The organism is Alteromonas sp. 14N.309.X.WAT.G.H12, assembly GCF_036697315.1.
GTDB lineage: Bacteria > Pseudomonadota > Gammaproteobacteria > Enterobacterales > Alteromonadaceae > Alteromonas.
Genome location: NZ_JBAHZB010000004.1, coordinates 101,164 through 127,711 on the forward strand (window position 1 = coordinate 101,164; position 26,548 = coordinate 127,711).

The 26,548-nt window shown below is 47.1% G+C and carries 23 protein-coding genes; 15 read left to right on the top strand and 8 right to left on the bottom strand.

From position 1 onward, the window contains the following. Positions 1-22: 22 nt before the first annotated feature. The 7 genes from V5298_RS03565 to V5298_RS03595 all read left to right on the top strand — a co-directional run bounded on the left by V5298_RS03565 (position 23) and on the right by V5298_RS03595 (position 7,229). A complete protein-coding gene (locus V5298_RS03565) occupies positions 23-2,245 on the top strand; it encodes a FepA family TonB-dependent siderophore receptor (RefSeq protein WP_332930096.1) in 2,223 nt (740 codons plus the stop codon). A gap of 65 nt (positions 2,246-2,310) precedes the next feature. Beyond that, positions 2,311-3,102 (top strand): DUF3450 family protein, encoded by a 792-nt coding sequence (locus tag V5298_RS03570; protein ID WP_332930097.1) that lies wholly within the window; start codon positions 2,311-2,313, stop codon positions 3,100-3,102. A 1-nt stretch (position 3,103) separates the two neighbouring features. Next, complete coding sequence (locus V5298_RS03575; protein ID WP_332930098.1) at positions 3,104-4,441, top strand: MotA/TolQ/ExbB proton channel family protein; 1,338 nt, start codon at positions 3,104-3,106, stop codon at positions 4,439-4,441. Further along, positions 4,441-4,827 carry a MotA/TolQ/ExbB proton channel family protein gene (locus V5298_RS03580; protein ID WP_332930099.1) on the top strand — a complete coding sequence of 129 codons (387 nt, stop codon included), beginning with the start codon at positions 4,441-4,443 and terminating at the stop codon, positions 4,825-4,827. Before V5298_RS03575 ends, V5298_RS03580 begins: the two co-directional genes overlap by 1 nt. Next, positions 4,817-5,224, top strand: a complete 408-nt coding sequence (locus V5298_RS03585; RefSeq protein ID WP_332930100.1) for a biopolymer transporter ExbD — start codon at positions 4,817-4,819, stop codon at positions 5,222-5,224. The genes V5298_RS03580 and V5298_RS03585 overlap by 11 nt, the downstream gene beginning before the upstream one ends. A 6-nt stretch (positions 5,225-5,230) precedes the next feature. Beyond that, a complete protein-coding gene (locus V5298_RS03590) occupies positions 5,231-5,857 on the top strand; it encodes an energy transducer TonB (protein ID WP_332930101.1) in 627 nt (208 codons plus the stop codon). Between the two features lies 1 nt (position 5,858). Continuing rightward, positions 5,859-7,229, top strand: coding sequence for a tetratricopeptide repeat protein (locus V5298_RS03595; RefSeq protein ID WP_332930102.1), 1,371 nt, complete (start codon positions 5,859-5,861; stop codon positions 7,227-7,229). A gap of 63 nt (positions 7,230-7,292) precedes the next feature. Here the strand turns inward: V5298_RS03595 and V5298_RS03600 are convergent, their stop codons facing one another. Next, positions 7,293-7,586: a high-potential iron-sulfur protein gene (locus tag V5298_RS03600; RefSeq protein ID WP_332930103.1), complete on the bottom strand. Its 294-nt coding sequence runs from the start codon at positions 7,584-7,586 to the stop codon at positions 7,293-7,295. 184 nt (positions 7,587-7,770) lie between these two features. Further along, entirely contained in the window at positions 7,771-7,962 is a 192-nt protein-coding gene (locus V5298_RS03605; RefSeq protein WP_332930104.1) for a CPXCG motif-containing cysteine-rich protein, read from the bottom strand. Positions 7,963-8,093: 131 nt separating this feature from the next. Between V5298_RS03605 and V5298_RS03610 the strand changes: the two genes are divergently transcribed. Beyond that, positions 8,094-10,214 carry an exonuclease domain-containing protein gene (locus tag V5298_RS03610; protein ID WP_332930105.1) on the top strand — a complete coding sequence of 707 codons (2,121 nt, stop codon included), beginning with the start codon at positions 8,094-8,096 and terminating at the stop codon, positions 10,212-10,214. A 147-nt stretch (positions 10,215-10,361) separates the two neighbouring features. On the opposite strand, the gene V5298_RS03615 is transcribed toward V5298_RS03610, so the two are convergent. Together V5298_RS03615 and V5298_RS03620 are read right to left on the bottom strand one after the other, a co-directional pair. Next, positions 10,362-11,669: a DUF5690 family protein gene (locus V5298_RS03615; RefSeq protein ID WP_332930106.1), complete on the bottom strand. Its 1,308-nt coding sequence runs from the start codon at positions 11,667-11,669 to the stop codon at positions 10,362-10,364. Positions 11,670-11,739: 70 nt separating this feature from the next. Beyond that, positions 11,740-12,498: a DeoR/GlpR family DNA-binding transcription regulator gene (locus V5298_RS03620; protein WP_332930107.1), complete on the bottom strand. Its 759-nt coding sequence runs from the start codon at positions 12,496-12,498 to the stop codon at positions 11,740-11,742. A gap of 197 nt (positions 12,499-12,695) precedes the next feature. Here V5298_RS03620 and V5298_RS03625 point away from each other — a divergent pair, with 197 nt between their 5' ends. The 3 genes from V5298_RS03625 to V5298_RS03635 all read left to right on the top strand — a co-directional run bounded on the left by V5298_RS03625 (position 12,696) and on the right by V5298_RS03635 (position 17,882). Further along, a complete protein-coding gene (locus tag V5298_RS03625) occupies positions 12,696-15,029 on the top strand; it encodes a TonB-dependent receptor (RefSeq protein ID WP_332930108.1) in 2,334 nt (777 codons plus the stop codon). A 111-nt stretch (positions 15,030-15,140) separates the two neighbouring features. Further along, entirely contained in the window at positions 15,141-17,168 is a 2,028-nt protein-coding gene (locus V5298_RS03630) for a phosphocholine-specific phospholipase C (protein ID WP_332930109.1), read from the top strand. Between the two features lie 36 nt (positions 17,169-17,204). Next, a complete protein-coding gene (locus V5298_RS03635) occupies positions 17,205-17,882 on the top strand; it encodes an HAD family hydrolase (RefSeq protein WP_332930110.1) in 678 nt (225 codons plus the stop codon). 402 nt (positions 17,883-18,284) lie between these two features. Here V5298_RS03635 and accC read toward each other — a convergent pair whose 3' ends face one another. The 4 genes from accC to V5298_RS03655 form a co-directional block, all read right to left on the bottom strand. After that, the gene (accC, locus tag V5298_RS03640; protein ID WP_332930111.1) at positions 18,285-19,628 is read right to left on the bottom strand and encodes an acetyl-CoA carboxylase biotin carboxylase subunit; all 1,344 of its coding nucleotides are present in this window, start codon (positions 19,626-19,628) and stop codon (positions 18,285-18,287) included. Between the two features lie 13 nt (positions 19,629-19,641). Further along, the gene (gene accB / locus V5298_RS03645; protein WP_332930112.1) at positions 19,642-20,094 is read right to left on the bottom strand and encodes an acetyl-CoA carboxylase biotin carboxyl carrier protein; all 453 of its coding nucleotides are present in this window, start codon (positions 20,092-20,094) and stop codon (positions 19,642-19,644) included. A gap of 20 nt (positions 20,095-20,114) precedes the next feature. After that, the gene (gene aroQ, locus V5298_RS03650; protein WP_332930113.1) at positions 20,115-20,546 is read right to left on the bottom strand and encodes a type II 3-dehydroquinate dehydratase; all 432 of its coding nucleotides are present in this window, start codon (positions 20,544-20,546) and stop codon (positions 20,115-20,117) included. Positions 20,547-20,744: 198 nt separating this feature from the next. Next, complete coding sequence (locus tag V5298_RS03655; RefSeq protein ID WP_332930114.1) at positions 20,745-22,568, bottom strand: protein-disulfide reductase DsbD; 1,824 nt, start codon at positions 22,566-22,568, stop codon at positions 20,745-20,747. Positions 22,569-22,875: 307 nt separating this feature from the next. Between V5298_RS03655 and V5298_RS03660 the strand changes: the two genes are divergently transcribed. The 4 genes from V5298_RS03660 (at position 22,876) to ppiC (ending at position 26,220) form a co-directional block, all read left to right on the top strand. Then, positions 22,876-23,376, top strand: coding sequence for an FxsA family protein (locus V5298_RS03660; protein ID WP_332930115.1), 501 nt, complete (start codon positions 22,876-22,878; stop codon positions 23,374-23,376). 251 nt (positions 23,377-23,627) lie between these two features. Continuing rightward, positions 23,628-23,918 (top strand): co-chaperone GroES, encoded by a 291-nt coding sequence (locus V5298_RS03665; RefSeq protein WP_332930116.1) that lies wholly within the window; start codon positions 23,628-23,630, stop codon positions 23,916-23,918. A 34-nt stretch (positions 23,919-23,952) separates the two neighbouring features. Further along, the gene (gene groL / locus V5298_RS03670; protein ID WP_332930117.1) at positions 23,953-25,599 is read left to right on the top strand and encodes a chaperonin GroEL; all 1,647 of its coding nucleotides are present in this window, start codon (positions 23,953-23,955) and stop codon (positions 25,597-25,599) included. A 342-nt stretch (positions 25,600-25,941) separates the two neighbouring features. Beyond that, entirely contained in the window at positions 25,942-26,220 is a 279-nt protein-coding gene (gene ppiC / locus V5298_RS03675; RefSeq protein ID WP_332930118.1) for a peptidylprolyl isomerase PpiC, read from the top strand. The last annotated feature ends 328 nt before the right edge of the window (positions 26,221-26,548 follow it).

A 26,548-nucleotide genomic window follows, 5' to 3' on the forward strand; every position in this document is an offset into this window, starting at 1 on the left:
ACACGAATACCAAGGAAAAAACATGCCTGATTTAGGTAAGATTGTAATGGTTTCTGCTTTATTTCCTGGGTTGGCTGCTAATGTAATGGCGCAAACTCAGTCAGATGATGAATTGGAAATGCTGGACATGACGGTAGTCCAAGCCGCATCTCAAGAATTGAAACAAGCCCAGGGCGTCTCTGTTATTACCGCAGAGGATTTTAGACGCCGTCCTGTGACTAACGATATTGCAGAACTCGTTAAAACCATGCCGGGAATTAACTTATCCGGGAACTCCAGTACGGGCCAGTACGGTAACAATCGGCAGATCGATATTCGGGGCATGGGACCTGAAAATACCCTGATTCTGATTGACGGCAAGCCGGTACTTTCTCGTAACAGCGTGAAAATGGGACGCTCCGGCGAACGCAATACCCGCGGCGACAGCAACTGGGTTCCACCAGAAGCCATTGAGAGCATTGAAGTTATTCGCGGCCCTGCGGCAGCCCGTTATGGCTCAGGTGCCTCCGGTGGTGTGATCAATATTATTACCAAAAAACCGGATGAAGCATCGGGTACTATTACACTGCAAACAGAAATTCCGGAAAATTCCCTGGAAGGGGGTAATAAACGGGCGGATATCGTACTAAGTGGCCCGTTGTCTGAACGTTTCTCACATCGCACTATACTCAATTACAACGATCAGGAAGGGGATTCCCCTGAATTAAACCGCGAGCATACCGTTGAAGGCAGTAATGTGGCTGCGGGTTCAGAAGGTGTGGAAAATATCGATGTACGCTCGTTACTTCGCTTTGACCAAAACGAAGTAAACATGTGGGAGCTGGAAGCGGCGTACAGTCGTCAAGGTAATGAATACGCCGGTGACAATGCCTTCCAAGGCGTAGATAACGCCAATACACAACTTTATATTGGCCAGGAAACCAATGTATTGCGCCGCAAGACCTTGTCGGCGACACACTATGGTAACTTCGAGTTTGGTGATTCCTTTTCATATATTCAGTATGAAGAAACCGACAATACGCGTTTAAGTGAAGGTCTGGCCGGTGGTGGTGAGGGCGTCTTTAATACCGAAGATGGCGAGATGGTGACGATTACGTTACGTAATGTCACCGCAAAATCAGAGTGGAACATTCCGGTAGAATGGTTTGGGAAAACTCAAACCCTAACCCTTGGTGGTGAGTTTCGCGGCGAAAGAATGGACGATCCCTCTTCCCTGCAAGGGGGCATTAACGTGGGAGATGGGGTTGTCATTGATGGCACTGATATTGACCCAGAAAATAGGGATCCCCACTCCAGTTCAGAGCTGTTCGGCGTGTATATTGAAGACAATATCATGCTGACCAACAGCATCATGGTAACGCCAGGATTACGTATTGATAATCATAGTGAAGCCGGAACCAATGTTTCCCCAAGCCTAAATACCAGTTGGCAAGTGACGCCCAATGTGACAGTGCAAGCGGGTATTAGTCGCGCATTTAAAGCGCCCAATCTGTATCAGCTGAATCCCAACTATGTGTATACCACCCGAGGAAATGGTTGTCCGGTGGACTACCCAAGTTTAGGCGGTGGCTGCAACATTTTGGGTAACCCCGACTTAGAACATGAAACCTCGGTGAATAAAGAAATTGGGATTAATTATGCGCCTGATAATGGCTTAAATGCCGGCATTACCTATTTCCATAACGATTATAAAGACAAAATTGTGACCGGAAACTATGCGCCAGAGTTAGTACTGGAAGGCACCGAGGACGGTGATCTTGTGCAAGTGTTTCGCTGGACTAATACGCCCAAAGCTATTGTTGAGGGGCTGGAAGGTACATTAACCGTGCCCGTTGCTGACAATCTGGAGTGGGTAACCAATGCCACCGTTATGTTGGAATCTGAAGATAAAACAACGGGGCAGCCATTATCAATTGTGCCGGATTACACCATCAATACCCTGCTTTCTTGGCAGGTAAATAAAGACTGGGAACTGGTGGCCAGCGCCCAGCATTATGGTGAAACCGATAGCCCTAGCTTGAGCACCAGTAGCGGGGCTGTGATTGAAAATCCTGAACCGAGAGAGGCTTATACCATTGTTAATTTAAACAGTGTTTATACCTATCAAAATATTGATTTAACCCTATCGGTTAAAAACGTATTGGATAAAGACATTTATCGGGAAGGGACCCAAACAAACGCAGGTGCGAATACGTACAACGAGCCGGGACGTAGTTGGTTGCTGTCGGCAACCTATCACTTCTGATAAGGCTCACTGACGGGCCACATTTTGTGGCCCGTCGGATTTTTGTAGTGGAAGGAAAGACATAGATGAAAAAAATACAATGGGGTTGTGCTGCGGTGTGGCTGTTAGCGACCATCGCTGTCATACCTCCCGTACAGGCAGCTGTCACCGATGAGGTTGATAATTTAACCCGTGAATGGTTACAAATTGAAGCTCAGGAGCGAAAGCTGGTCCTCGACTGGCAAGAGCAGGAGCCCATTGTTCGTCAACGCATAGAATTGCTGAAAAAAGAAAAGGCACAGTTGCAGGCTATTTTGGCAAAAAGCACCGATTCGCAAGATGACGTAGAAGCCCGTCGCAATGCACTGCTGGCCGAACAAAATGCGCTGGAAAGCCAGCAAGAAGATGTGGCGAACGCATTGGCGTCTTTGGTCTCCAGAGTGAACAGCTTGTACGACAGTTTACCGCCTCCCCTCCAGGCTAACTGGGATAAAGAAGATGGCGCGCTAACCGGTGAGGACAGTGAAAACCCGTCAAAAATACTGCAGGTGGCGCTGGCTAAATTATCACGCTTATCTCAATTCGATACCAAGCTAACGGTAAATGAAGAAGTACTTACTACGCCCGAAGGCAAAGATATCGTTGTTAAACAATTATATTTGGGAAGTCAGCTGGCATGGTTTGCCAACAACGATGGTAGCGTGGCGGGTACCGGATATCCTATCAACGGTAAATGGGAATGGCATTTTGATGCTGACGCCGATGGTGGAGCAATTAATCAGGCCCTTGCTGTTTTTGAACGTCGTCAACAACCTGCATTTATTGCACTACCTTTGCCATTTGAAACGCAAAATCAGGTATCTGGAGGAGGTCATTAATATGAAATTATCCAGTGTATTAGTTTGTGTTGCCCTAGTTATATTCCCCATGTCTTCAATGGCACAGCAACAGGCAATGCTGAACAAAATTGAAACGGCAAAACAGAATTTAACTCGTAGTGAAAACCGTATTGTGAAAGCCCGTGTATCCTTATCGGCCACATTACGTCAGTTAGAAAACGACGTGTTGGCGTTGCGCGAAAAAACCGCCGTGGCTAGACGCCTTGCCGATGAGAAAACCCTGAGCTTAAGTAAACTCGAAACCCGACTTGCCGAATGGAAAGAACAGCAAACCTATCAACAGAATTTACTCAATCGCTTCTTACAACAACAGGGCATGAGTTTTACAGATGTGAATGCCATGGCGACGGTGGATAAAATGTCTGCGGTGATCAATGCGGCAGAGCGTACTGTGTCATTGCCTGATTGGAAGCCGAGCCCCTTAGTGTTGGATAACGGCGAGATTGCCGACGCCCAGGCGCTAAGTATTGGGCCTGTCACCTGGTTTAAATATCAGGATGAAGTGGGGATAGCCGAACAGGTATCCGGACGGCTTCAGGCCAGTGGTGTGTTATCTGGCGCCTATGCTTCGGCCATGCTCGATAGCAACCATAAGCTAGTACTTGATCCTACTTTAGGGCGTGCACTGACCCGAGAGTCTGCCAAAGAAGGCGTCATTGAACATATTGTGAATGGAGGAATTTGGGTGGTGCCCATTTTACTCTTTGCTTTCATCGCGACCTCAATTGGTGTGATCAAAACCGTGCAACTGCTGCGTTTACCCAAAGTGGTGCCGGTACGCTCTAAAGCGATGCTAGATAAGCTGTTACAGGCAGGCAAAGGGGCGCAGGAGCAGTTCCAGGGGATGCAGGCTCGCCTGTTGTTAATTACCAAACAAGCGGCGTCTGTGCGGGAACGGGATGATCAGTTGTTTGTTCAGTTGCAACAAGACAGACAGCAACTTGATAAGTGGATCAATGCGATAGCCGTAACCGCCGCCGTCGCCCCGTTGCTTGGTTTGCTAGGTACGGTAAGCGGCATGATAGAGACTTTTCGAATGATGACGTCATTTGGCTCTAGTGATCCTGAAGTGATTTCTGGCGGGATCGCCAAAGCCCTGGTCACCACAGAGTTAGGTTTAATTGTTGCCATACCGGCACTCATTCTAAATGCCTTGTTAAGCCGCAAAGCCAGACAGTATTACACCGATTTAGAAAACTTCGCCTTGGTATTAAGTGGTGACGATGGTGCAGAAGACCCCCATGTTGGCGAACAAAGCCCCCAAAGTCGCACGGATGATGGTTTGATGGGTGCTGCACAGCCAGCAGGAGCAGGCTAATGATGATGCTATTTATTGGTAACCCATTGTGTTGGGTGATGGTGATCCTTGGTTGGTTTGCGTTCCAGCAAATCTGGATGTTGTATTTAAACCGTTTTGAGATCCAGGCGCAGAATCAAGACACCAATCCGTTAATGCTGCCATCGGTATTGGTTGGCGCATTACCCTTGATGGGACTGCTTGGTACCATTATGGGGCTGGAAGGCAGCTTCACGGGCATGATGACCGAAGGCGCCGACAGCCAGGTGGTGTCAGCGGGTATTGCCGATGCCCTTTTTACCACGCAACTTGGTTTGGTCATGGCCATTCCCGGGTGGCTATGTTTAACCTGGGTTAAAGGGCACTTGCAAGATCAACCCTCGGAGGCATTGCCACATGGCCAGTAGATTACAGCGCAGGCTGGAAGCCCAGCCCATGCAAACCATTGATATGTCGCCTTTGTTGGATGTGGTGTTCATTTTGCTCATCTTTTTCATCGTATCCACGGTATTTGTGAAAGAAACCGGCGTAGAGGTAGACAAACCCCAAGCTATTTCTGCACAAAAACTCGATCAAATGGCCATCCTTATTGCCATCACCAGCAGTGGTGAGGTGATGTACGACGGCGCCAATATTGGCGTAGCGGGCGTACGCGGCACGGTGGAACAATTGTTGGTGAAAGAAGACCGGCCTGTGGTCTTGCAGGTGGACAAAATGGTACCCACGGAATTGTTAGTTGAAGTGATTGATGCCGCTAAGCTTGCCGGAGCGGTAGATGTCAATATTGCCACCGCGAAAATGTAGGAAAAAATGATGAAACAACAGTTATCAGCTTTCTTGTTAAGTGGTGCCGTAATGGGTGTATCGCTAGGAATATTGGCATTGGGCTATATGTTGTCTGCCGATAACAGCCCAGCGCTGATGGTACGCAAATTAGACATTGCCGTCTCTCAGCCGCCACCACCGCCGCCGCCTCAAAGTCAGCAAGTCACCGAACAAGCGGATGTGAATATGCAGGTAGAGGGCGCTGGTGCTGCCGTCTCCATGGCGGACATGCGTATTGATCCCACCATCGACATTGATAAACCGGATATGCCTAATGTGGTGATGAATCAACCCCAGTGGGAAGCGCCAGAAATTGACTGGGACGCATACGGCCTGGGCGAGCTCGATGACAAGCCCACCTTATTAACGCCGCTGAAAATACACTTTCCGAAAAAGTTAAAGCGCCGGGGTATTGATCGGGTTGTGGTAAAGCTGGATGTGTTAATTGATGAGAAAGGTGATGTGACCTTAATCAATATTCTGGACAATCCGCACCATGAACTGAATAAAGAAATTCACCGGTTTGTGCGTAGTAGCAAGTTTACTGCCCCCCATAAAGCCCATGAAGCGGTTAGAGCCCGGTTTATCTGGCCGGTGGAGATTGAAGCTTAAGATGAAGACATTAAAACATAAATATTTATTGTTACTGGCCTTTTTAGCGCCCTTTAGTGGGGCTTCCTTTGCTGACGTTACCGTTAGTCTTGATGAGCCTGATTGGTCCTTTACGCTAAAGCCGTCTATGGGCGAGTCGGGAAGAAATCGGGTGAATCGGGAAGAGGGCGAGTTTTTCCGACAAGTACAGAAGCATCTGGATGAGCAAAATTATCCGGCGGTGATCACCGCCTTTACTGCATTTTCTGACGCTCATGAAAAGGTAAGTCCCATGCTGCATGAAATGATGGGGCAGGTGTTTTTGGGCGCAAAGCACTATGACGAGGCGAAAAAACATTTTCAAATTGCATTAAAAGAAAACCCGGGAATGCCTGTGTCAGAACGGGGATTAAGCATGATTTATATGCTTAAGCAGGATTACGCAAATGCCCGTGAGCATTTAGCAAAAGCCCTAACATTAGGTATGGTAGACAGCCAGATGTACGGGCAGCTTGGGTATCTAAACTTACAGTTGGAAAAGCCTCGCAGTGCCATTGCCGCCTATCAAAATGCCATGATGCTGGATATTGATAATTATCAGTGGAAACAGGGTCTTTTATTTGCGTTGATTGCCAGTGATGCCTTGCCGCAGGCCAGATCCTTGGCCGATGAAATGCTCGCCGCACAACCGGATAATCGACGTTTGTGGTTACAGCGAAGCCAAATTGCCATGAAAGCCGGCGATGAAGTCGGTGCAATTAGTAGCCTTGAAACCGCGGTAGATCTGGGTGAGAAAGGTGTGTCTAATCTGGTGATGTTAACGAAACTTCATGTGCGTTCCGGTAGTCCACATCGTGCGGTTACCTTATTAAAAGCCCACGCCGATAGCCTGCTTGCGTCCGGTGAAGACGGTGCCGAAGCGATATTGAGCATTGGGAACTGGCTGGCCGCCAATCAAGATTGGCAGAATTTGGCACTGCTTATAGAGGTAAGCGATGGTCATAGCGGGGCATTTTCAAGCGAAGCCCAGGCCGATTTGAATGTGATGAAAGCCAACTTGGCCATGGCGAAAAACCAGACAACCCATGCACAGAAATATTTGTTAGCAGCATTGAAAACATCACCGGCTAACGGTGATGCATTGCTCACCATTGCGGGGTTGCTTCGTCAGCAGAACAAGGATGAGCGTGCAAAGATGTACTACCTACGGGCAGAAGCGCTTCCTGAATACAAAACCCGCGCCGTGTTAGGGCGAGCACAAATCGCCATTAATCAACGCAGTTATTCAGAAGCGCTGGCATTACTTAGGCAAGTTTATAAGGAAAACCCAAGTCGAAGTGATTTGCTAAGTAATATTCAGTCGCTGGAAAACATCGTCAATAACGCCTTGTAAACCGGTCTGTTTCTCAGTGGACGGGGCGTCCACTGAGTTGACCAACGGAGCGGTTGGCTGTGTTTAGCCTGGACGTTTAACCCAAGCGCTACACCAACCATTGGCATTCACGAGTTTTCCAGGGAAGATGGCGCAAGGACGGTTTTCTGCACTGGCATCGCCTTGAATGTACATGCAGTTGGCGCACTGTGCACCTGCCACTTCCGATTTGGTGGTGTATTTCAGGGTCTTAGCCGTAGGATCATCGGTGGTGAGTTTTTCCTGCGCTTGGGCTTTTAATGCGATGCTACCGAATGTCATGCCAATGAGCGTGGTTCCCGACAGCTTGATGAAATCGCGCCTGTTAAAGTGACTCATAAAAATGCTCCTGTTAATCGTAAACGATAATGATTTTTTTTCACTAGGTGTTAAAACGTGAAAAACCTGCCCGAAGGCAGGTTTTTGATGCTGTATTTATACGTTACTAATGCCCTTGTGCCAAATCCAAACCCCATTTAATTGATGTAGATTAACCTTTTTCATTGCCGAGGGCGGTGGGCACCTATTCATTTTCTTGTTTTACCTGCGCTGTCATATGGTCGCGATCACCGGTAATTGTCATCTCAATAGGTTGACAGCAAACCTGACAGTCGATGATCTGCATCACGTCAATATCGTTAAGTTCATCTACTTCTACCTCGTTAGGCTCCATGCAATAAGGACAGTGAAACAACAGTGTTCGTGTCAGACTCATGGCTGCTCCCAATTATCACTATGTGTTTTAGATTACGAAGATAAGTGCTAAGTGGATTGCTTGAATTAAATTTGATTGTGCTAGCTGTATAAATGTACACTGATTGAAAGTACAGTATCTTGAAGATCATCATGCGTAAAGTTTTGCCTGAAAAATACTATTTGGATCACTTCCATGAGTTTCTCAATTTCTTTGAGGGCAATAGTGGTGGGCTGCTCGATACGGAAAGCTGGGCCTTTATTCATGCCTTTCGGGCGCTGCCTGAGCCCAAGCAGTGTATCGTGGCTCGGGCGGCCAATAGAAAATACGGTGTGATAAACCGAACTCACTTTAATTATCAGGAGATCCCCTCGCCCGCAGAGCAAATCGATGCCCTCATTACGGATGGTTGGTTTGGGTCTATAAAAGAAGCGCCCAAGCGGGATCTGGCAGGCATGTTAGTAAAAGAAGATATTCTGCGTTGCTTAACCGGATATCCTCAGATCACCGTGGATCGCGGGGTGAAAAAAGCGACATTGCTCAATGCCCTATTCACTTGTATTGAACAAAGCGGTTGGCCGGCGGATTTGTCTGTGGATGATTATTTATATTGCCGATTTGATGGCGTATTGCGATTCTTAACGTTTGTGTATTTTGGCAATATTAAAGGTCGATTAAATCAGTTTTCCATGCGTGATTTGGGGGTGATGCGTACTCGCAATCAGGCGGTGGGTGAGCAAACCCATTTTGAGAATAAGCAGGAAGCGGCTGCGGCCTTTTACTATGCAATGGGCATCGAAGAGCTTGATTATTTGGACGATGATCAGCGCCTGGCTAAGGCGCAAGAAGCGCAACCAGAGGTTAATTCGCCCGGAGCCATGGGCTTAGCTGAAAAATACGCCTACAAACTGGGTGTATCTTTGTTGTTGATTGATAACCCTTTAGCGCTGGATTTTCTTAAATCGGCACCGGGTGATAGCTGTCAAGAAAAATGGATCCGAGAAGCTTACAAAGCCGGTGAAAAAGCGAGCGTAAAACAGGAGCTGGAAGCCATTATAGATGCACCCGCTTCTGATACCTTGCTGGCCTTTGCTGAAGACTTTTACTTACGTAAATACCATAAAAAGCGCACCAGTATGGTCACTGACATGTTGCGTAGTGCAACGCGAGTTCTGGATTTAGACGAAAGTCAGAATCAAGCCGTGGAACAGGGAGTAATTGGCTGGTACAAGCGCCACGGGATAAACGCATGGCGTACAGAGAATCGCCTTTGGCGCAGTTTGTTTGCCCTGGTTTTTTGGCCCATATTATTTGAAAAAGACAGCCCCATAACTGAATTTGATCGCCGCCCTAAAAGCCTTCAGGACAATCGGTTTTACACCACCTTTGTCAGCGATATTGAAAAGGTGTTTAGCTGTTATGCTGATAACAAATCAATGCATCAATATGTATTGGCTAATGCGACCCGTTATTACGGGCAGAGCAACAGTTTGTTTATTTGGGGGCCAAGTATTATGGCACCCATAAATGCGTTGTTTACTTATGCTGATCATGAGCAAATTACCACCTTGCTACGGGCCATGGCAGTAGACTTTTCCCAATTCAAAGATGGGTTTCCTGATATTTTGGTATTGGAAAATGATCACCTGCGCTTTGAAGAAATTAAAGCCCCGGGGGATCAGTTAAGACGTAATCAACTCGTCACTATTCAAAAACTGCGTCAGGTGGGGTTTGACGTGCAGATAACCCAGGTTAACTGGGTGCGGGATCCCAATCAGCCTTATGTGGTTGTGGATATTGAAACCACTGGGGGAAATAGCCAATATCATCGTATTACCGAAATAGGCATGGTGAAATTAGTCAACGGCGAAGTGGTAGATAAGTGGCAATCGCTGATTAATCCGCAGCGAGCAATACCTACCGCGATTACCCGTTTAACTGGCATCACTAATGCTATGGTGGCTGATGCGCCTGTATTTGCCGAGGTGGCTGACACCATCGATAGGTTTACCCAAGATTGTGTTTTCGTGGCCCATAATGTGAATTTTGATTATGGTTTTGTTCGACAGGAATTTTCCCGTCTTGAACAAAGTTATCGTCGTCCAAAGCTATGTACGGTACGAGAAAGTCGCAAACATTTCCCGGGCTTGTCATCCTACTCATTGGCTGCCTTAACCCATCATTTTGATATAGCAATGGAGCAGCACCACCGCGCATTATCAGATGCACAAGCGGCGGCTGAGCTATTAAAAATGACTCAGGGGCGCGTCTAATTCTTTAAGTGTTTACACCCAGTACGTTGTGGCGAAATAGGCTAAAGCTAACAACCAGTTACCGACTATTGCTCGATGGTATAAAGTGGCTATTTATCCCGCTTAAAGAAGGTATGACCCTACGACTGCGGGCCTCTCAAATTCAGCTTAAGAAAGTTGTGGAAATTCTTGATGAGCAGATCCCGACGAGCGAATAAACTTACGGCGAAAATATGCGGCTGCGACAACAACTAGCACCATTCCGGATACCGATACAAAATAGGCGCTATCAATGAGAAAGAGCATCCAGCTCATATCTCCGTTAAAGCTGCTTTTAAATAACAGTATGGCTACACCGCCAGCGTAGCCAGCAGCATCAGCTATGTAGATCAGAAACCCGGCGTTAGCACGCACAGTAGCGAGAGACACCAGACGCTCAAAGATAATGCAGTTAAACGGTACATAAGCCAGATAGATGCAGCTTGTGAGGCAAATCATCCAGCTAAGACCCGAGATCGCGTTCAACTGAAACAGTAGCGAGCTTATGCCCATTCCCGCGAACCCGGTGACAACGATAAAATGATTAACCATCAACGCTCGAAAATGGTTTTTTATCCACATCACTGCGCCCAACAGCGCCAGAACCACAACTGAAACATATACCGAAGATAGGGCAAAAATGCCGGGGGCATCACCATACCCCAAATGTTGCCAGATTTCGGCAGCAAAGTTATCACTGAAATCCCGTAAGGAAGACAGCAACATATAAGCAATTGTAAGGCATAACAATCCGTTGAAGTAACGGCCAATGAATACCACCCGATCGTTACGATTCATAGGCTCGCGGGCGCGCCGCACGATAATATCCCCCGTTGACGGTGGCGGCGTAGAAGCGAGCCAGCGTACTGACAGAAAAAGTGGCAGCGTAAAGAACGCGCCTGTTGCTGCCGGCATCCAGTACTCACTCACATCCATGTATAGCATGAGATACAAACCTACCGATTTTACAATCCCGGAAGAAACAATAAAGCTCACAGACAAAATAGCAGCAAGGATTTCGGTGGTTCGTCGCCCTTCCAGAAAGCTAAATACCAGCCCCCAAATCATTCCTAGCGGCAAACCGTTAAAAAACAGCGCCACCAGTTTGCCGTTGTGGGGTAACAGGGCAAAAGCAACTAACGCAATTTGCGAGGTCATGACTAGCATGAGAATGGCTCGACTACGGTTTGCTGCTGTCATTTCAGCAATGACTTTGATACCAATAAATTTCGACAGGGCGTAGCCCAAAACCTGTGCAATGATGAGTGCACTTTTGAAGTCGAGTCCGAGTATGCCTTCAGCCTGTTCATAGCTGGCTACAGCAAAAGGCTTTCGAAAGGCATACATACAGAAGTAAGTTGAAAAGGCAGCTAAAGATGCACTGATGATGAAAAGCAAACGTTCCTTGTCTAAGCGCTTCAGGCTTTGCAATAACATGGTTGAGATACTCGATAACGAATTGTGAGCGCCATGTTAGCGGCCGAATATGAACAATTTATGCAACGCGTCAATTATCTGCTTGGATAACGGTTACATTAGCCTCATTCAGTGCACTTTTTAGTGGATCCCCCGGCATTTGCTCACAAACCAACGTATCGATTTGCGCCAGCGACGCAAACTGCACAGTGCCAGCGCTATCAAATTTACTGGCGTCTGCTATCACAACACTGTGCTTTGCCAGCAACAGCAGTGCGCGTTTAAAATCCGCTTCATCGCTATTGAAATCCATCCATCCGTGGTTTGCACAAATGCCGCCGGCAGAGAGAAATAGCAAGTCGGGAACGTAGCGCTGAGCCTGCATGATGGCTTCTATGCCGAACGCAGCCCGGTAATCCATATCAATGACACCGCCCACAACAATAAGCTTACAGTTCGGCTTACCGGCGATTTCTCCCGCCACCTCCAGTGAATTGGTGATCACGGTCAAGTTTTTCGTGGTGGTGAGGGCCTTTGCCATCCATAAACTGGTGGTACCATTGTCGATGAAAATGGTCATGCCATTTTCCACCATCTCCGCCGCTTTAAGACCAATTATTTTTTTAACTTTGCCATTGCGATTCACACGCTGCCAGTAAGGAGGTTCTAGCTGCGTAGCCGGTAATCGCACGCCGCCGTGAATTTTTTCCACCCGACCGGCAGACTCCAGCAGCTTAATATCACGCCGGATAGTTTCTTCAGAAACCGCAAACTGTCTGGAGAGTGCTGATACCGACATTGAGCGGTGTAATTCTACTAATTCCAGGATCCCTGTTTGTCTGTCTGTCATCTTCATACCTCGCTTTCTAGTGCAACTAAGTATATCCACATCCTGATACCGCTCAAGCAAAAACCACATAAATCAACAAAATGTCACATCATTTCACACAAAGTGTCACATTTTACCTCTACGCTGACCTGGTCTTTAAGGGGGCATTGTCCTCGCAAACAAAAAATCACACGTAAAACTATTCACAAGGAAACGAAATGAAAACGCTTTGCTGCTTTGCCCTTTCACCCCTCATGCTGGCCATGGCAAGTTCTGCCGTCGTTGCTCAGGAAACAGAAACAGAAAAATCACAAACTGAAAAGATTGTGGTTATTGGCCAGAAGCAGACCTTTGCTTCTAATACCGTATCAATGGACATGATTTCCCGCCGTCCTGCTAACGCCTCAGTCAACACGGTGGTGCAGGAATTACCCGGGGTTATCGTTCAGGAAGCTGACACTTTTGGTTCTTCTGATTGGATGACCAACATCCGCATGCGCGGCTTCAATACGAGCAATGGTCAAATTGGTACCACACTGGATGGCCTGCCAAACGGTGGTTCAGGCTACGGCGGCGGTAGTAAAGCCAACAAGTTTATCGACGTATTCGATCTGGAAACCGTAGAAGTGAGCCAAGGCACTGCAGATATCAGCGCGCGCTCAAATGAAGCGCTCGGCGGTACGCTGAACTTTATTACCACTGACCCGATGACGGAAGAAAACATCAGCGTGTATTACATGGCCGGTGATCAGGATGCGAGCAAATATCGCTTTCGCTACGATTCAGGTGAAATTATGGAGAATACGTATTTCTTCATCAGTGGCTCGTCGGCTGAAAACAAAGACGTATGGGACAATGCTGCGACCACAGAGAAAGACTATCTGACCGGTAAACTGATTTCTGAAATCAACGGTTACAACCTCACCGCATTTGCAACGTTCAATGATTCGAATGAAAATGAATACGAGTATGTATCACTTGAACAGTATTACGAAAATCCTCGTCACGACGCGCTTCACTCCAACTGGACCGGTATTCCCAGTCTTGACGAAAATAACCGTGAAGGCTGGCGCGCCCTGCGTGAAAACAAGTTCTATAGCCTGAAACTGGATAAGGATTTCGGTGATTTCGCCTTTAACACCGCTGCTTATTTCCACCGTATGGATGGACGTGGCGACTGGATCCCGCCTTATGTGACCGATGTGGATGGCGACGGTACGCTGGAAGCTGAGTTGTCTGGTGACACCCTCTATGGCGACTACGAAGGCGACGATATCTACTACGTCAATGCGGGAACCACCACAGAGGGCACGCTAATTGATGGCTGTGAAGGCCGTTTTGGTTTGGATGCTGCGCAGGATCCTAACTGCTACGAAGGTAATGTGGAGCCAGTAAGCTCTTATCGTACATCAAACTATTCTAATCGTCGCTATGGCCTGACCGGTGATGTCTCTTACGCCTTCACCACAGGTGACGTGTCGCACACGTTGCGTGCCGGTTTCTGGTACGAAAACTACGATGCTGATGTGACGCGTCAATGGCATTTGATTAACAACCCTGAAACCAGCATCGAATTCAGTGAAACACCATACTGGGTGCAGTATAAAACCGAATCGAACACCAAAGAGCTGATGTATTACATTCAGGAAAATCTGGAAGTTGGCCCGTTAACAGCCAGTGTGGGTGTGAAGCAATTTCAACTGGATACCACGGTGGAGCATTTCTACAACGACGATCGCATAGGTCAGCTAGACAATACTTCTGATCCGCTACTGTATGTCGGTGCCACTTACACCACGCCATTTGAAGGTCTGGAAGTGTTTGCTGGCTATTCAGAAAACTATAAGTCGATTACTCCAAGTATTATCGATTCTGGTTTGTCGAACAACGAGTTGGGCACAATCGATCCTGAAACCTCTGATAACATTGAGCTGGGTTTCCGTTTCGATAACCGTGATTTCAAAGCTGCGCTCACATTCTACGACATCAACTTCGACAACCGTATTATCGAACTCGACACGACAGTGCTTGAAGGCATCGATTATAAGGAAGAAGTCGACGGCACTTATATCAATGCGGGTGGCCAGAAAAGCCGCGGTGTGGAGTTGCTGGCGTCTTATCAGCTAACCGGCGCTATCCGCCTGTCGGGTTCGTATACTTTCGATGACTCTGAATATTTAGGTACCGGTGATGCAGGCCTTGATGCCGATTCAGGCATTGTTGCCGGCAATCAGGTTTATGGGGGTCCACAAACCTTTTTCACCCTGGCAGCGGATTACATGGGCGAATTGATGAGCTCAGGTTTATCGCTGCGCCACATTGGCGATCGTTACATCAACTTTGAAAACTCGGCCACAGCGCCTGCCTACGAGGTGGTTGATGCCTATATCGGTCTAGACCTAATGAACGTAGCTCCACAAATAAAGGAAGTGCATGTTCGTCTGAACGTTAACAATCTGCTGGATCGTGAGTACATACTGGGTATCGGCACTGATAGTGTTTATCCCGGCTCTCCACGTACTGTCACGCTGACAGTGGGCGCTGATTTCTAATCATTTGGCGTATTTACCGGGCGGTTAAACCATATCGTAACACCGCCCGGCTATTATTCCCCCAATCTCCCCATGGGTAATGTTTTTTCGAAAATAGATTTAAGGTGTCAAATGGCCGATATTAATCGTCGTCAGTTTCTTGCTGCAGCCGGAGCTTCTGGGCTGTTTGCTGCATTTCCTTCCATCGCCAGAGCGCGTGCTATTCCGGCGAGTGTTAAAACCGGCACGATAAACGATGTGGAACATGTTGTGATCCTGATGCAGGAGAACCGGTCATTTGATCATTACTTTGGTACCTTCTGTGGCGTGCGTGGTTTTTCAGATCCTTATCCTGCGCCGGCAAAAACGACGGAAAAACAACAGAACAGAGATGTGTTTCTACAACATAATACCACCCGTGAAGGGCCTGAATGGATTGCACCATTTCCGTTAAATACCCGACAGAATTTTGCCCATATGCGCGTAGACGGCACACCGCACTCTTGGCCTGACGCCCAGGACGCTTGGGATCACGGCCGCATGAGCCACTGGCCGGACGCCAAATATCTACATGCAATGGGCTACTATGAACGAGACGATATACCGTTTCAGTTTGCCTTGGCTGAAGCATTCACGTTGTGTGATGCTTACCACTGTTCATCACAAACCGGCACCAACACAAACCGTTTGTTTTTATGGTCGGGCACCAATGATGGCAATGCCACACAAGGCGGCCCGGCAATTGGCAACTCCCATGACAACATGCCGGAAAAGGGGGGCTACCCTGAAGCCTATTTGTGGACAACCTACGTTGAGCGTCTGCAGGAAGCGGGTATCGACTGGACCATTTATCAAGACATGGCGGATAACTTCACAGACAACCCATTGGTGGGCTTTAAAGCTTTTCAGGATTCCTTCGTTGGCACACCCGACAGTGACACCGAATTAGCCAAACGGGCACTGACTACCCGCGGGCTGGACAAATTACGGGAAGATGCCCGCAAGGATTCACTGCCCCAGGTATCGTACATCATTGCAACCGCAGAAGGTTCTGAGCATCCGGGCCCCTCCAGCCCGGCGCAGGGTGCAGCCTACATTGCCGACGTACTCGACGCTTTGACAGCGAACCCCGATGTGTGGTCTAAAACCGCATTATTCATTATGTTCGATGAAAATGATGGGTTTTTCGATCACATGCCGCCACCAGCCCCTCCATCAATGAAGGCAGACGGTAGCTTTGCGGGCATCTCTCAGGTTGCTACTGATGGTGAATATCATCTGCATTTTTCTATTGCCGACAAAAAACTGGAGCGTGATGACTTAATGGGTAACCCTTATGGTCTTGGTCCCCGGGTGCCCGCTTATGTAATTTCGCCTTGGAGTCGGGGCGGCTATGTCTGCTCGGATGTTATGGATCATACTTCAGTGATCCGCTTTCTTGAACAACGCTTCGGCGTTGCTGAGCCCAATATTTCGCCCTGGCGACGAGCAGTATGTGGCGATTTTATGAGTGCTTTCGATTTTAGCTCTCCCAATAAATCTGTCTTACCGGCTTTTCCGAACCCCCGCGGTGATGCCCGTTTAGCCGGTGAGCTTCCCGGCCGCACTGTGCCGGTTATTCCGGAACAAACGACCCGGCCAGAGCAGGAAAAAGGACTGCGCCCACAGTGTAAAAACCTTTATCAGACAGCGGTTACTATGGCGGAAAAAAAGGATAAATTATCACTCACGCTGGCCAACCAGAACGACCGCACGGTGGTTTTTCATGTTTACGACAGGCTAGATACACACGCTATTCCCAGACGGTACACTATTGCCCGACATAGTGAGCATGCTGATGTTTGGCAAAGCCAAGATAAAGGATACGACCTTCAAATTATGGCACCAGAGGGATTTCACCGCCGCATTTGCATAGAAAAATCACAGATAGAGATCTTCAGCAAACTATCGCTTACTATCTCCTCCACGGGCTGCTTTGTTACTGCCAAAGAGACTGCATTTGAAGTAACGATGAATCGTGGACAACGCCTTACACAAGCCCTGTCAGTCGGCACACAGGTATCGATCCCAGTAGACGCCAACGGGCGTTACGATTTCTTAGTAACATTACCCGGCGAAGCCAAAGGTTCCCTTGAATTTGCAGGACGAATACCTGCTTAACACCCTTTGTAGCAGTACCCGAATAAAGAGGAATAAATGTCGCAATCTGCATTAGTAGTATTTGACTTAGACGGCACACTGATTGACGCAGATTGTGCACAGGAATGGCTTACCTTTTTGAAACGGAGGAACTTTCCAGGCGCAGAAGACGCTGAGAATGTGTGTGCACAAATCATGCAAAATTATGATTCCGGCAACATGAATATGCATGAATACATGCGTTACTGGGTTGCGCCCATAGCGGGTTTACCTGTCGTCGAAATTGTTGCACTTGCAGAAGAATTTGCAAACACTGTTATGCGGCCGCGGGTATTTCCGGAGGGACTCGCTTGCGTGAAAGCACACCTTAATGCGGGGGATACGGTTTTGTTGATATCTGCGAGCCCCACACTGGTGGTTCGCCCAATTGCTTCGCTGTTTGGTATAAGCCATGTTATTGGAATTGACATCATAACCCAAGGTGACAAATACACCCGACGCGTTAAAGAGCCCTTAAGTTTTGGTGCTGGAAAGCTCAAATGTTTGCAGCAGTGGCAATGTAAACGACAGATAAACAGTCACACATTATCCAACATGTATAGTGATTCGATGAATGATCTCCCTTTGCTAATGTATGCGGATCAGGCAGTTGTGGTTAATGCAGACACCATTGTTATAGAAAAAGCCAAACGCAATAATTGGCGAATCGAGCACTGGGAAATCGTTGCGAACTGAACTCCCCTTATACTTATTGATTTACAATCACTACTCCTCGCCCAGCCTTAAATCTGCTGGTATCGGTCTATTACCAAAGGGTATGCAGATAAAATTCAGGTAAAAAAAAAGCCAGCCTATAAGGCTGGCAAAAACAACACAATGGAGTAGGGCTCCATGAAGGAAACACACAAGCTGCAGGAAACAGCTATGAGGAAATTCAAACTAATCTGGGAGACGTTAAGCGTTAGTTTGTAACGCCGTTTGAATATGTGATGATTATAGTGCCACTGGCCTAAACATAAAAAGCGGTAAAAATTGATTATTCAAATCGCTTTTTTCGAACAAAGCGCCATCCCAATCGTGGTGTATAGAGACAAAAACACCCGCCGAAGCGGGTGTTTATTTAATGCAGAATACTAACTAGGACATGCCCAGTTTCTTCTCGAGGTAGTGGATATTCGTACCTCCGGCGAAGAAGTTTTCATCTGCCATAATACGGCGTTGTAACGGAATGTTGGTTTTAATGCCCTCTATTACAATCTCTTCTAAGGCATGACGCATACGCGCTATGGCTTCGTCACGGCTTTCACCATAGGTGATGAGTTTGCCGATCATAGAATCATAGTAAGGTGGCACTGTGTAGCCCGCATAGATGTGGGATTCCCAGCGTACGCCCAAACCGCCCGGTGAATGGAACATGTTTATTGTTCCAGGGCTAGGAATGAAGGTTTCCGGATCTTCTGCGTTAATACGACATTCGATGGCATGGCCACGAATTTGTACTTGAGACTGATCAACGGACAGGGGTTGTCCGCCGGCAATACGCAGCTGCTCTTTGATCAGGTCAACACCAGTGATCATTTCTGATACCGGATGCTCAACCTGAATACGGGTGTTCATTTCAATGAAATAGAACTCACCGTTTTCATACAAGAATTCGAAGGTACCTGCCCCGCGATAACCAATTTCGATACAGGCTTTGCAGCAACGATCGCCAATTTTGTTACGCATCTGCTCGGAGATACCCGGAGCCGGCGCTTCTTCCACCACCTTTTGGTGACGGCGTTGCATGGAGCAGTCCCGCTCACCTAAATGAATGGCATTGCCTTGACCGTCAGATAAAACCTGTATTTCTACATGGCGAGGATTTTCAAGAAATTTCTCCATGTATACAGTGGGGTTACCAAAGGCCGCTCCGGCTTCAGCTTGGGTTGTGGCAATGGCTGAAATCAGCTCTTTTTCACTGCGAACCACACGCATGCCGCGACCACCACCGCCACCTGCCGCTTTCACGATTATGGGGTAACCAATGCGTTTAGCGATACTTTTGTTGCGTTCTTCATCGTCGGTAAGTGGGCCATCAGAGCCAGGTACGCAAGGTACACCGGCTTTTTTCATTGAATTGATGGCAGAGACTTTGTCGCCCATCAAGTTAATGGTTTCGGCTTTAGGTCCGACGAAAACGAAGCCGCTTTTTTCCACGGCTTCAGCAAAATCAGCATTCTCTGCCAAAAATCCGTATCCCGGATGAATGGCAATGGAATTGGTGACTTCTGCTGCGGCAATAATACGGGGAATATTAAGGTAGCTTTCGGTGGCCGAAGCACCGCCGATACAGATTGATTCATCTGCCAACAGTACATGTTTTAAATTTCTGTCCGCGGTAGAGTGCACAGCTACGGTTTTGATGCCTAATTCTTTACAGGCACGCAAAATACGTAGTGCAATCTCTCCACGGTTAGCAATAAGTACTTTATCTAACATAGTAGCCGCCCGGTTATTCGATGATGAACAGTGGCTGATCGAACTCAACTGGCTCTTGGTTTTCAACCAGAATCGCTTTTACAACACCGGCTTTATCGGCTTCGATTTGGTTCATCATCTTCATAGCTTCGATAATACACAAGGTATCACCCACGTTCACAGACTGGCCGACTTCTACAAATGATTTTGCAGTGGGCGACGAGGCGCGATAGAAAGTACCTACCATTGGCGATTTTACCTGGTGTCCGGTAGGTGTATCGTCAACAGGGGCTGCTGGCTCTGCGGCTGGTGCGGCAGGGGGAGCTACAGGCGCCGCGGGCGCAGCCACACTGTATTGCATTGGCGCAGGCGTGCCAGATGGACCGCGATGTATGCGTACAGATTCTTCACCTTCAGTGATCTCCAGTTCGGCAATACCGGATTCTTCCACTAATTCGATGAGTTTTTTGATTTTTCTGATATCCATTGTCATTTCTCGTTATTAATTCAGTTTTTTAAATTCAGTGCTGCGGTTAGCGCTAACTCATATCCTATAGCTCCAAGGCCAAGGATAACGCCGGTTGCAACGTCAGAAAGGTAAGAATGGTGACGGAAAGATTCGCGAGCATGAACATTCGATAAGTGCACCTCAATAAAAGGAATGCTGACACTTAATAATGCATCTCGCAGGGCAACGCTGGTATGGGTAAAGGCTGCAGGATTAATGATGATGACATCAACCTGCCCCATGGCTTCATGAATTCGGTTGACCAGTTCGTGCTCGGCGTTTGATTGAAAATGACTCAGCGTTGCCCCTGCGGCATTGGCTTTGAGTACCAGATTATCCACAATGTCCTGAAGTGTCTGATGACCATACGTCTCAGGTTCACGCTTGCCTAACATATTCAGGTTAGGGCCATTTAACAATAAAATTTCCATAACTTGCTGCTATCTTTCTTAAAATGATTGCCTTTAAAGCATTTCAACAAAAAAAATGTATGTATGCACGAAATTTTAACCACAAACTGAGTTGTTCCGTCAGTTTAGTGGGCAAGTATAGTGTATTTGCGAGTTTTCGCAGCAAAATACTGGTCTAATCAGGGGAAATGGCTACAAGTTTTTTTTGCGTATGAAAAATCAGCGCGTCAAAGCCTTATCCACATGGGTCGCAAAATCCGAAGCAGTCATAAACCCTGTTACCCGGGCATGGGTTATTTCTTCACCTTGGGTGTCGAAAAACAAAATTGTGGGTAGACCCAGTACATCAAAGGTTTTCTGAAACGCTAAATTCGACGGCGTATTTTCAGTAAGATCGATTTGCATCCACACCGTATCAGACAATGTTTTTATCACCTGTTCGTCATTAAAAGTGTACTTTTCAAACTCTTTACACGCTACACACCAATCGGCGTATAAATCGACCATCACCGTTTGCCCTTTCCCGTTCGCTTCAGCCAGCTTGTGCTTAAAATCAGCAAGATCGTTTATTTTGGTAAAAGGAGGATGGTCAGGCGTCGGCATGTGGGCCTGTGTATTTGTTGGCGTTGAGTTTACCGACATTAACGGCGCAACTGCTTGATAACCCACCATGGCACTGGCAAATAGCCCCAAAAAGATAATAAGGGTACGTAGCGTTTTAAAAAAGGTGGCCTGGGTGGGCAGGTTTAAGGTGTGATAGTAAGAAAATGCCGCGAGCCCAAGGGCGGCCCATAAAAGGTTGGTGTATGGGGAGATCCAGATCCTTTCAATAAATATCAAGGCCACCGCCAGCATCATAAAGCCAAAACTAATTTTAACCGTATTCATCCAGTTGCCGGCTTTCGGGAGTAGCTTTCCTCCGCTCATCCCAAACAAAATAAGGGGTATGCCCATACCAATACTTAGAATATAAAGGGATATAAACCCTAAGAATAAATCGCCGGATTGGGCAATGAATAACAAAATGCCGGTTAGGGGCGCGGTGGTGCAAGGCGAGGCAATCAGGCCAGAGAGGGCACCCATTACAAATACACCAGCAATGTTCCCCCGCTTTTGGGTATTGCTCAGGTGACTAAGGCGGCTTTGCCAGGCACCAGGCAATTGGATTTCATACACACCAAACATGGCGAGTGCTAAAGCGATAAAGAGTAAAATAAACACACCCAGAACATAAGGGTGCTGCAAAGCAACCTGGAACTGCACGCCCACCGACGCCACTACCAGCCCTAAAATAGAATAGGTAATGGCCATGCCTTGTACGTATACCATGCTCAATACAAAAGCTCTGCGCAGGCTTAAACTTTGACCCTGGCCTAATACGATGCCAGAAAGTATGGGGTACATGGGGAATACGCAGGGCGTAAATGCCAGACCAATGCCTAAAGCGAGAAACAGCAGTAAGGTGATGGCGAGGTTTTCTTTGCTGGCCAGACGGTCGGCAAGGGTGAATTGTTGGGATTTTGCTAATGTATCAGAAGTCTTGTCATCAACATTGGCAGAAGACGGGGTATTGGCTGCTGCGTCGCTGCCCACTGGAACCGGATAAATGGCTTGTATGGCCGGGGGATAGCATAACCCAGCATCGGCGCAGCCTTGGAAGCGGACCTTTAATACGCTGTCGTCGGTGATGTTTTTAAGGGGCACGGTAAAAGCAACGTATTGATAATACACCTGGGTTTCGCCAAAAAATTCATCAATTTTGGTTTCACCCTGAGGGTACGTCGGGGTTTCTACGGTGAGGTTTTTGCCAACAACTTTAAACTGATGCTTATAAAGGTAATAACCGTCAGCGATATAAAACCGCAGGGTTAGGTTGTTGCCCTGTTGTTCATAATCAAACTTAAACGCCTCTTCAACGGGAAGATAATCCGGTTCTTCCTGATCAAAGAAACTACCCGTTGCAACATTAGGAAGTTGGGCGAAGGCTGTGTCTGCCGACAGGAAAAAGAAAAATGCGAGCATCAACGATGCAATGTACTTCATATATGACGCGCCCTTTGAATAAATGCCATTGGCTGTGCTCCTCCAATTAGCTTGAATTTATTGCTGCTATACATAACTGACCGCAACCTTTCGGGTATTCTTTCAGATTTTTACACAAATCACGAACACCAAATCGCGAAAAGTCACGTACTTACCTCAAAGAACGGATTTTTACTTGTGATACGCATTGCGCCCCCCATTAAGCTATTATGCAATTTGTCTAAAAGGTATGGGCTTGGGTGCGTGCCACCCTCACTGATAGTCGGTGAGTGAAAACCCTACCAGTAACCAATCAACGAGGTTTATTTTGCGAATTTTATTTTTACTGTTTGCCATATTGCCAATTATTGAAATTGCCTTACTGGTGAAAGTTGGGGGGATCATTGGCGGGTGGAATACCATCGGCATTGTTATTCTCACGGCGTTTATTGGCGCATACTTTGTTCGACGGGAAGGCATTCAAACATTGCAGACTGCGCAAATGAAAATGCAGCGGGGCGAAATGCCGGGCAAAGAAATGGTGGACGGGCTCATGCTGGCCGTGGCTGGTGTGCTGATGGTGACGCCCGGTTTGATCACCGACACATTGGGTATTTTACTGGTGCTGCCAGGCACCCGTCATGTTATTGCCCAGTTTGTTAGCAAGAATATGCAATTACGGGTGGTCACGGCCACTTCCAGCCAGCAAGGCAGCCCTTTTTCCGGGGCGGATCCCTTTGCACAAAAACGGGATGAGAACGGCGATGTTTACGAAGGTCAATACACCGAAAAGTCGCAAGACGATGATGATACGCCTCGCATACGCTAATTAATCCTCAAGGCTTATTTAGTACGTTTTAAATCAAAAATTTGTGTGAAGCCGATAAATAAGTGAAAAAAATTTGCATTTTTTTCACTTATTCCCCTTGAAGTTGTGTGGGGACTCCCCCATTTAACCACGCAGAATGAGATTTGAAGTCAGATTGGCTGACTTCTTATTAAAGTAAATGGCGTACAACTATGACCTGTGCGTCCGTATAACTAACACTTATATAGTTGGAATTTTCAGGAGACTTGAAAATGGCAATTCGTCCTTTACATGACCGCGTGATCATTAAGCGCGCAGAGCAAGAAACTAAATCTGCGGGCGGCATCGTGCTTACCGGTTCAGCAGCAGAAAAATCTACCCGTGGCGAAGTCATCGCAGTGGGCAACGGCCGTATACTGGATAATGGTGACATTAAAGCCTTGGATGTAAAAGTTGGCGACACCGTTATTTTCAATGACGGATACGGTGTGAAAACCGAGAAGCTAGATGGTGAAGAAGTGCTTATCCTAAGTGAAAGCGACATTCTGGCAATCGTTGAGTAATTAATCGTTTAACCGTATTTAGAGGAATTTAAACATGGCAGCTAAAGAAGTACGTTTTGGTGATGACGCCCGCACAAAGATGCTCAAAGGCGTTAACGTTCTGGCGAACGCAGTTAAAGTAACACTGGGCCCTAAAGGTCGTAACGTTATTTTGGATAAATCATTCGGTGCCCCTACCATCACAAAAGATGGTGTATCTGTAGCGAAAGAAATCGAGCTGGAAGACAAGTTCGAGAACATGGGCGCGCAAATGGTGAAAGAAGTTGCTTCTAAAGCCAATGATGAAGCCGGTGACGGAACAACGACTGCAACTGTACTTGCTCAGTCTATCGTAACGGAAGGTCTTAAGTCTGTTGCCGCAGGCATGAACCCAATGGATCTTAAACGCGGTATCGACAAAGCTGTGATTGCAGCTGTTGCAGAACTTAAAGCACTGTCTACTGATTGTGCCGACGGTAAATCAATCGCTCAAGTAGGTACTATCTCTGCTAACTCCGACGCTGAAGTAGGTGAAATCATCGCTCAAGCAATGGAAAAAGTAGGCAAAGAAGGTGTTATCACCGTTGAAGAAGGTCAAGCCCTGCAAAACGAGCTGGACGTAGTAGAAGGTATGCAGTTTGACCGCGGTTACCTGTCTCCTTACTTCATCAACAATCAGGAAAATGGCACTGTTGAACTGGACAGCCCTTACATCCTGTTAGTTGACAAGAAAATCTCCAACATCCGTGAATTGCTGCCTACGTTAGAAGGCGTTGCAAAAGCAGGTAAACCTCTGCTGATCATTGCTGAAGATGTAGAAGGCGAAGCGCTGGCTACCTTGGTAGTCAACAACATGCGCGGTATCGTTAAAGTGGCTGCGGTTAAAGCACCTGGTTTCGGTGACCGTCGTAAAGCTATGTTGCAAGACATCGCTATCTTGACTGGTGGTACTGTGATTTCTGAAGAAATCGGTCTGGAACTTGAAAAAGTTCAATTGGAAGACCTAGGTACTGCGAAACGTGTTGTTATCAACAAAGACAACACCACAGTAGTTGACGGTGCTGGCGAAGAAGCGGCTATCGAAGGTCGTTGCGGACAAATTCGTGGTCAAATTGAAGAGTCTACTTCTGACTACGATAAAGAAAAACTGCAAGAGCGTCTGGCGAAATTGTCTGGCGGTGTAGCGGTAATCAAAGTCGGTGCAGCTACCGAAGTTGAAATGAAAGAGAAAAAAGACCGCGTAGAAGATGCCTTGCATGCTACTCGTGCTGCTGTTGAAGAAGGCGTGGTACCTGGTGGTGGTGTAGCGCTGGTACGTGCTGCTGCTAAATTGTCTGAAATGACAGGCGACAACGAAGACCAAACTCACGGTATCAAACTGGCTTTACGTGCAATGGAAGCGCCTCTGCGCCAAATCGCAAGCAACGCCGGTGCAGAAGCCTCTGTTGTGGTTAACGCGGTTAAAGGTGGCGACGGTAACTACGGTTACAACGCAGGTAACGACACTTACGGCGACATGCTGGAAATGGGTATTCTTGACCCAACTAAAGTGACGCGTTCTGCACTGCAATTTGCCTCTTCAATTGCTTCTTTGATGATCACTACTGAAGCCATGGTTGCTGAGCTACCTAAAGAAGATGCACCAGCTGCACCTGATATGGGCGGCATGGGCGGAATGGGCGGCATGGGCGGCATGATGTAAGCCACCCAAGCTTATGCTAGTGCTTAAAATCAATGGCTTACATTGCATGTATACAGTAATGTAGACACAAATGTAGACAGTGATTTAGCACTAAAAAGCTCTTAGAAAGGCGTTGGGTTAACACTCAGCGCCTTTTTTGTTTTGTGCCTTATTCGTATTAGACTATGCATTAAGGTTAAATGGTGTGAAATTGTACTTGGGGTGAGAAGGAGCGATTCACACTTTCACTGATGCTTAGTTCTGGTGGTCTTATTCGGTTATTACCCGATAGCGAGCGCGCCCGTGTACAGCGCAGGTGAAGTTAACCCATACTATGCATCATTAAGACAAACAGGGATAAATATGGCAACCGCATCCGCATTGCACATTCTGGTAAAAACAGAAAAAGAAGCACTAAGCATACTTGCACAACTTAAACGTGGAGGTGATTTTGCCAAGTTGGCAAAAAAGCATTCGTTATGTCCATCGGGTAAGAAAGGCGGCGATCTCGGCGAATTTCGTCGCGGACAAATGGTAAAGCCCTTTGATGATGTGGTGTTTAAAAAAGAGCTACTTAAGATCCATGGTCCCGTAAAAACCCGCTTTGGATACCATCTTATTAAGCCCCTTTATCGCAGCTAATGAAAAAAGCCAAGGGGCGACGATTGTTATGATGATCAAGCTTGGTGTTCTTGAGGCGATTAGCGTGAGACCAATGTCGTATTCGACTCTGGGTTCTGGTTTGCTAGTCTGGCCCGTTATAGGTTTACTTTAGGTTGTTTTTTAATCAAACTCGCCATTTTCCTATTTCCTTTGTCTCACTCAGAGGTTCTTTACGATGAAAAAGTTGAGGGTTTGTTGTTTTGTCGTGTCACCGTGTTCCTCATTTTTCACTCGCCCTTGAAGCTATCCTTTACTTCCTTATTAGCGCCATAAAAATCTATATTTTTCATTTTGTTAACTAGGTTTG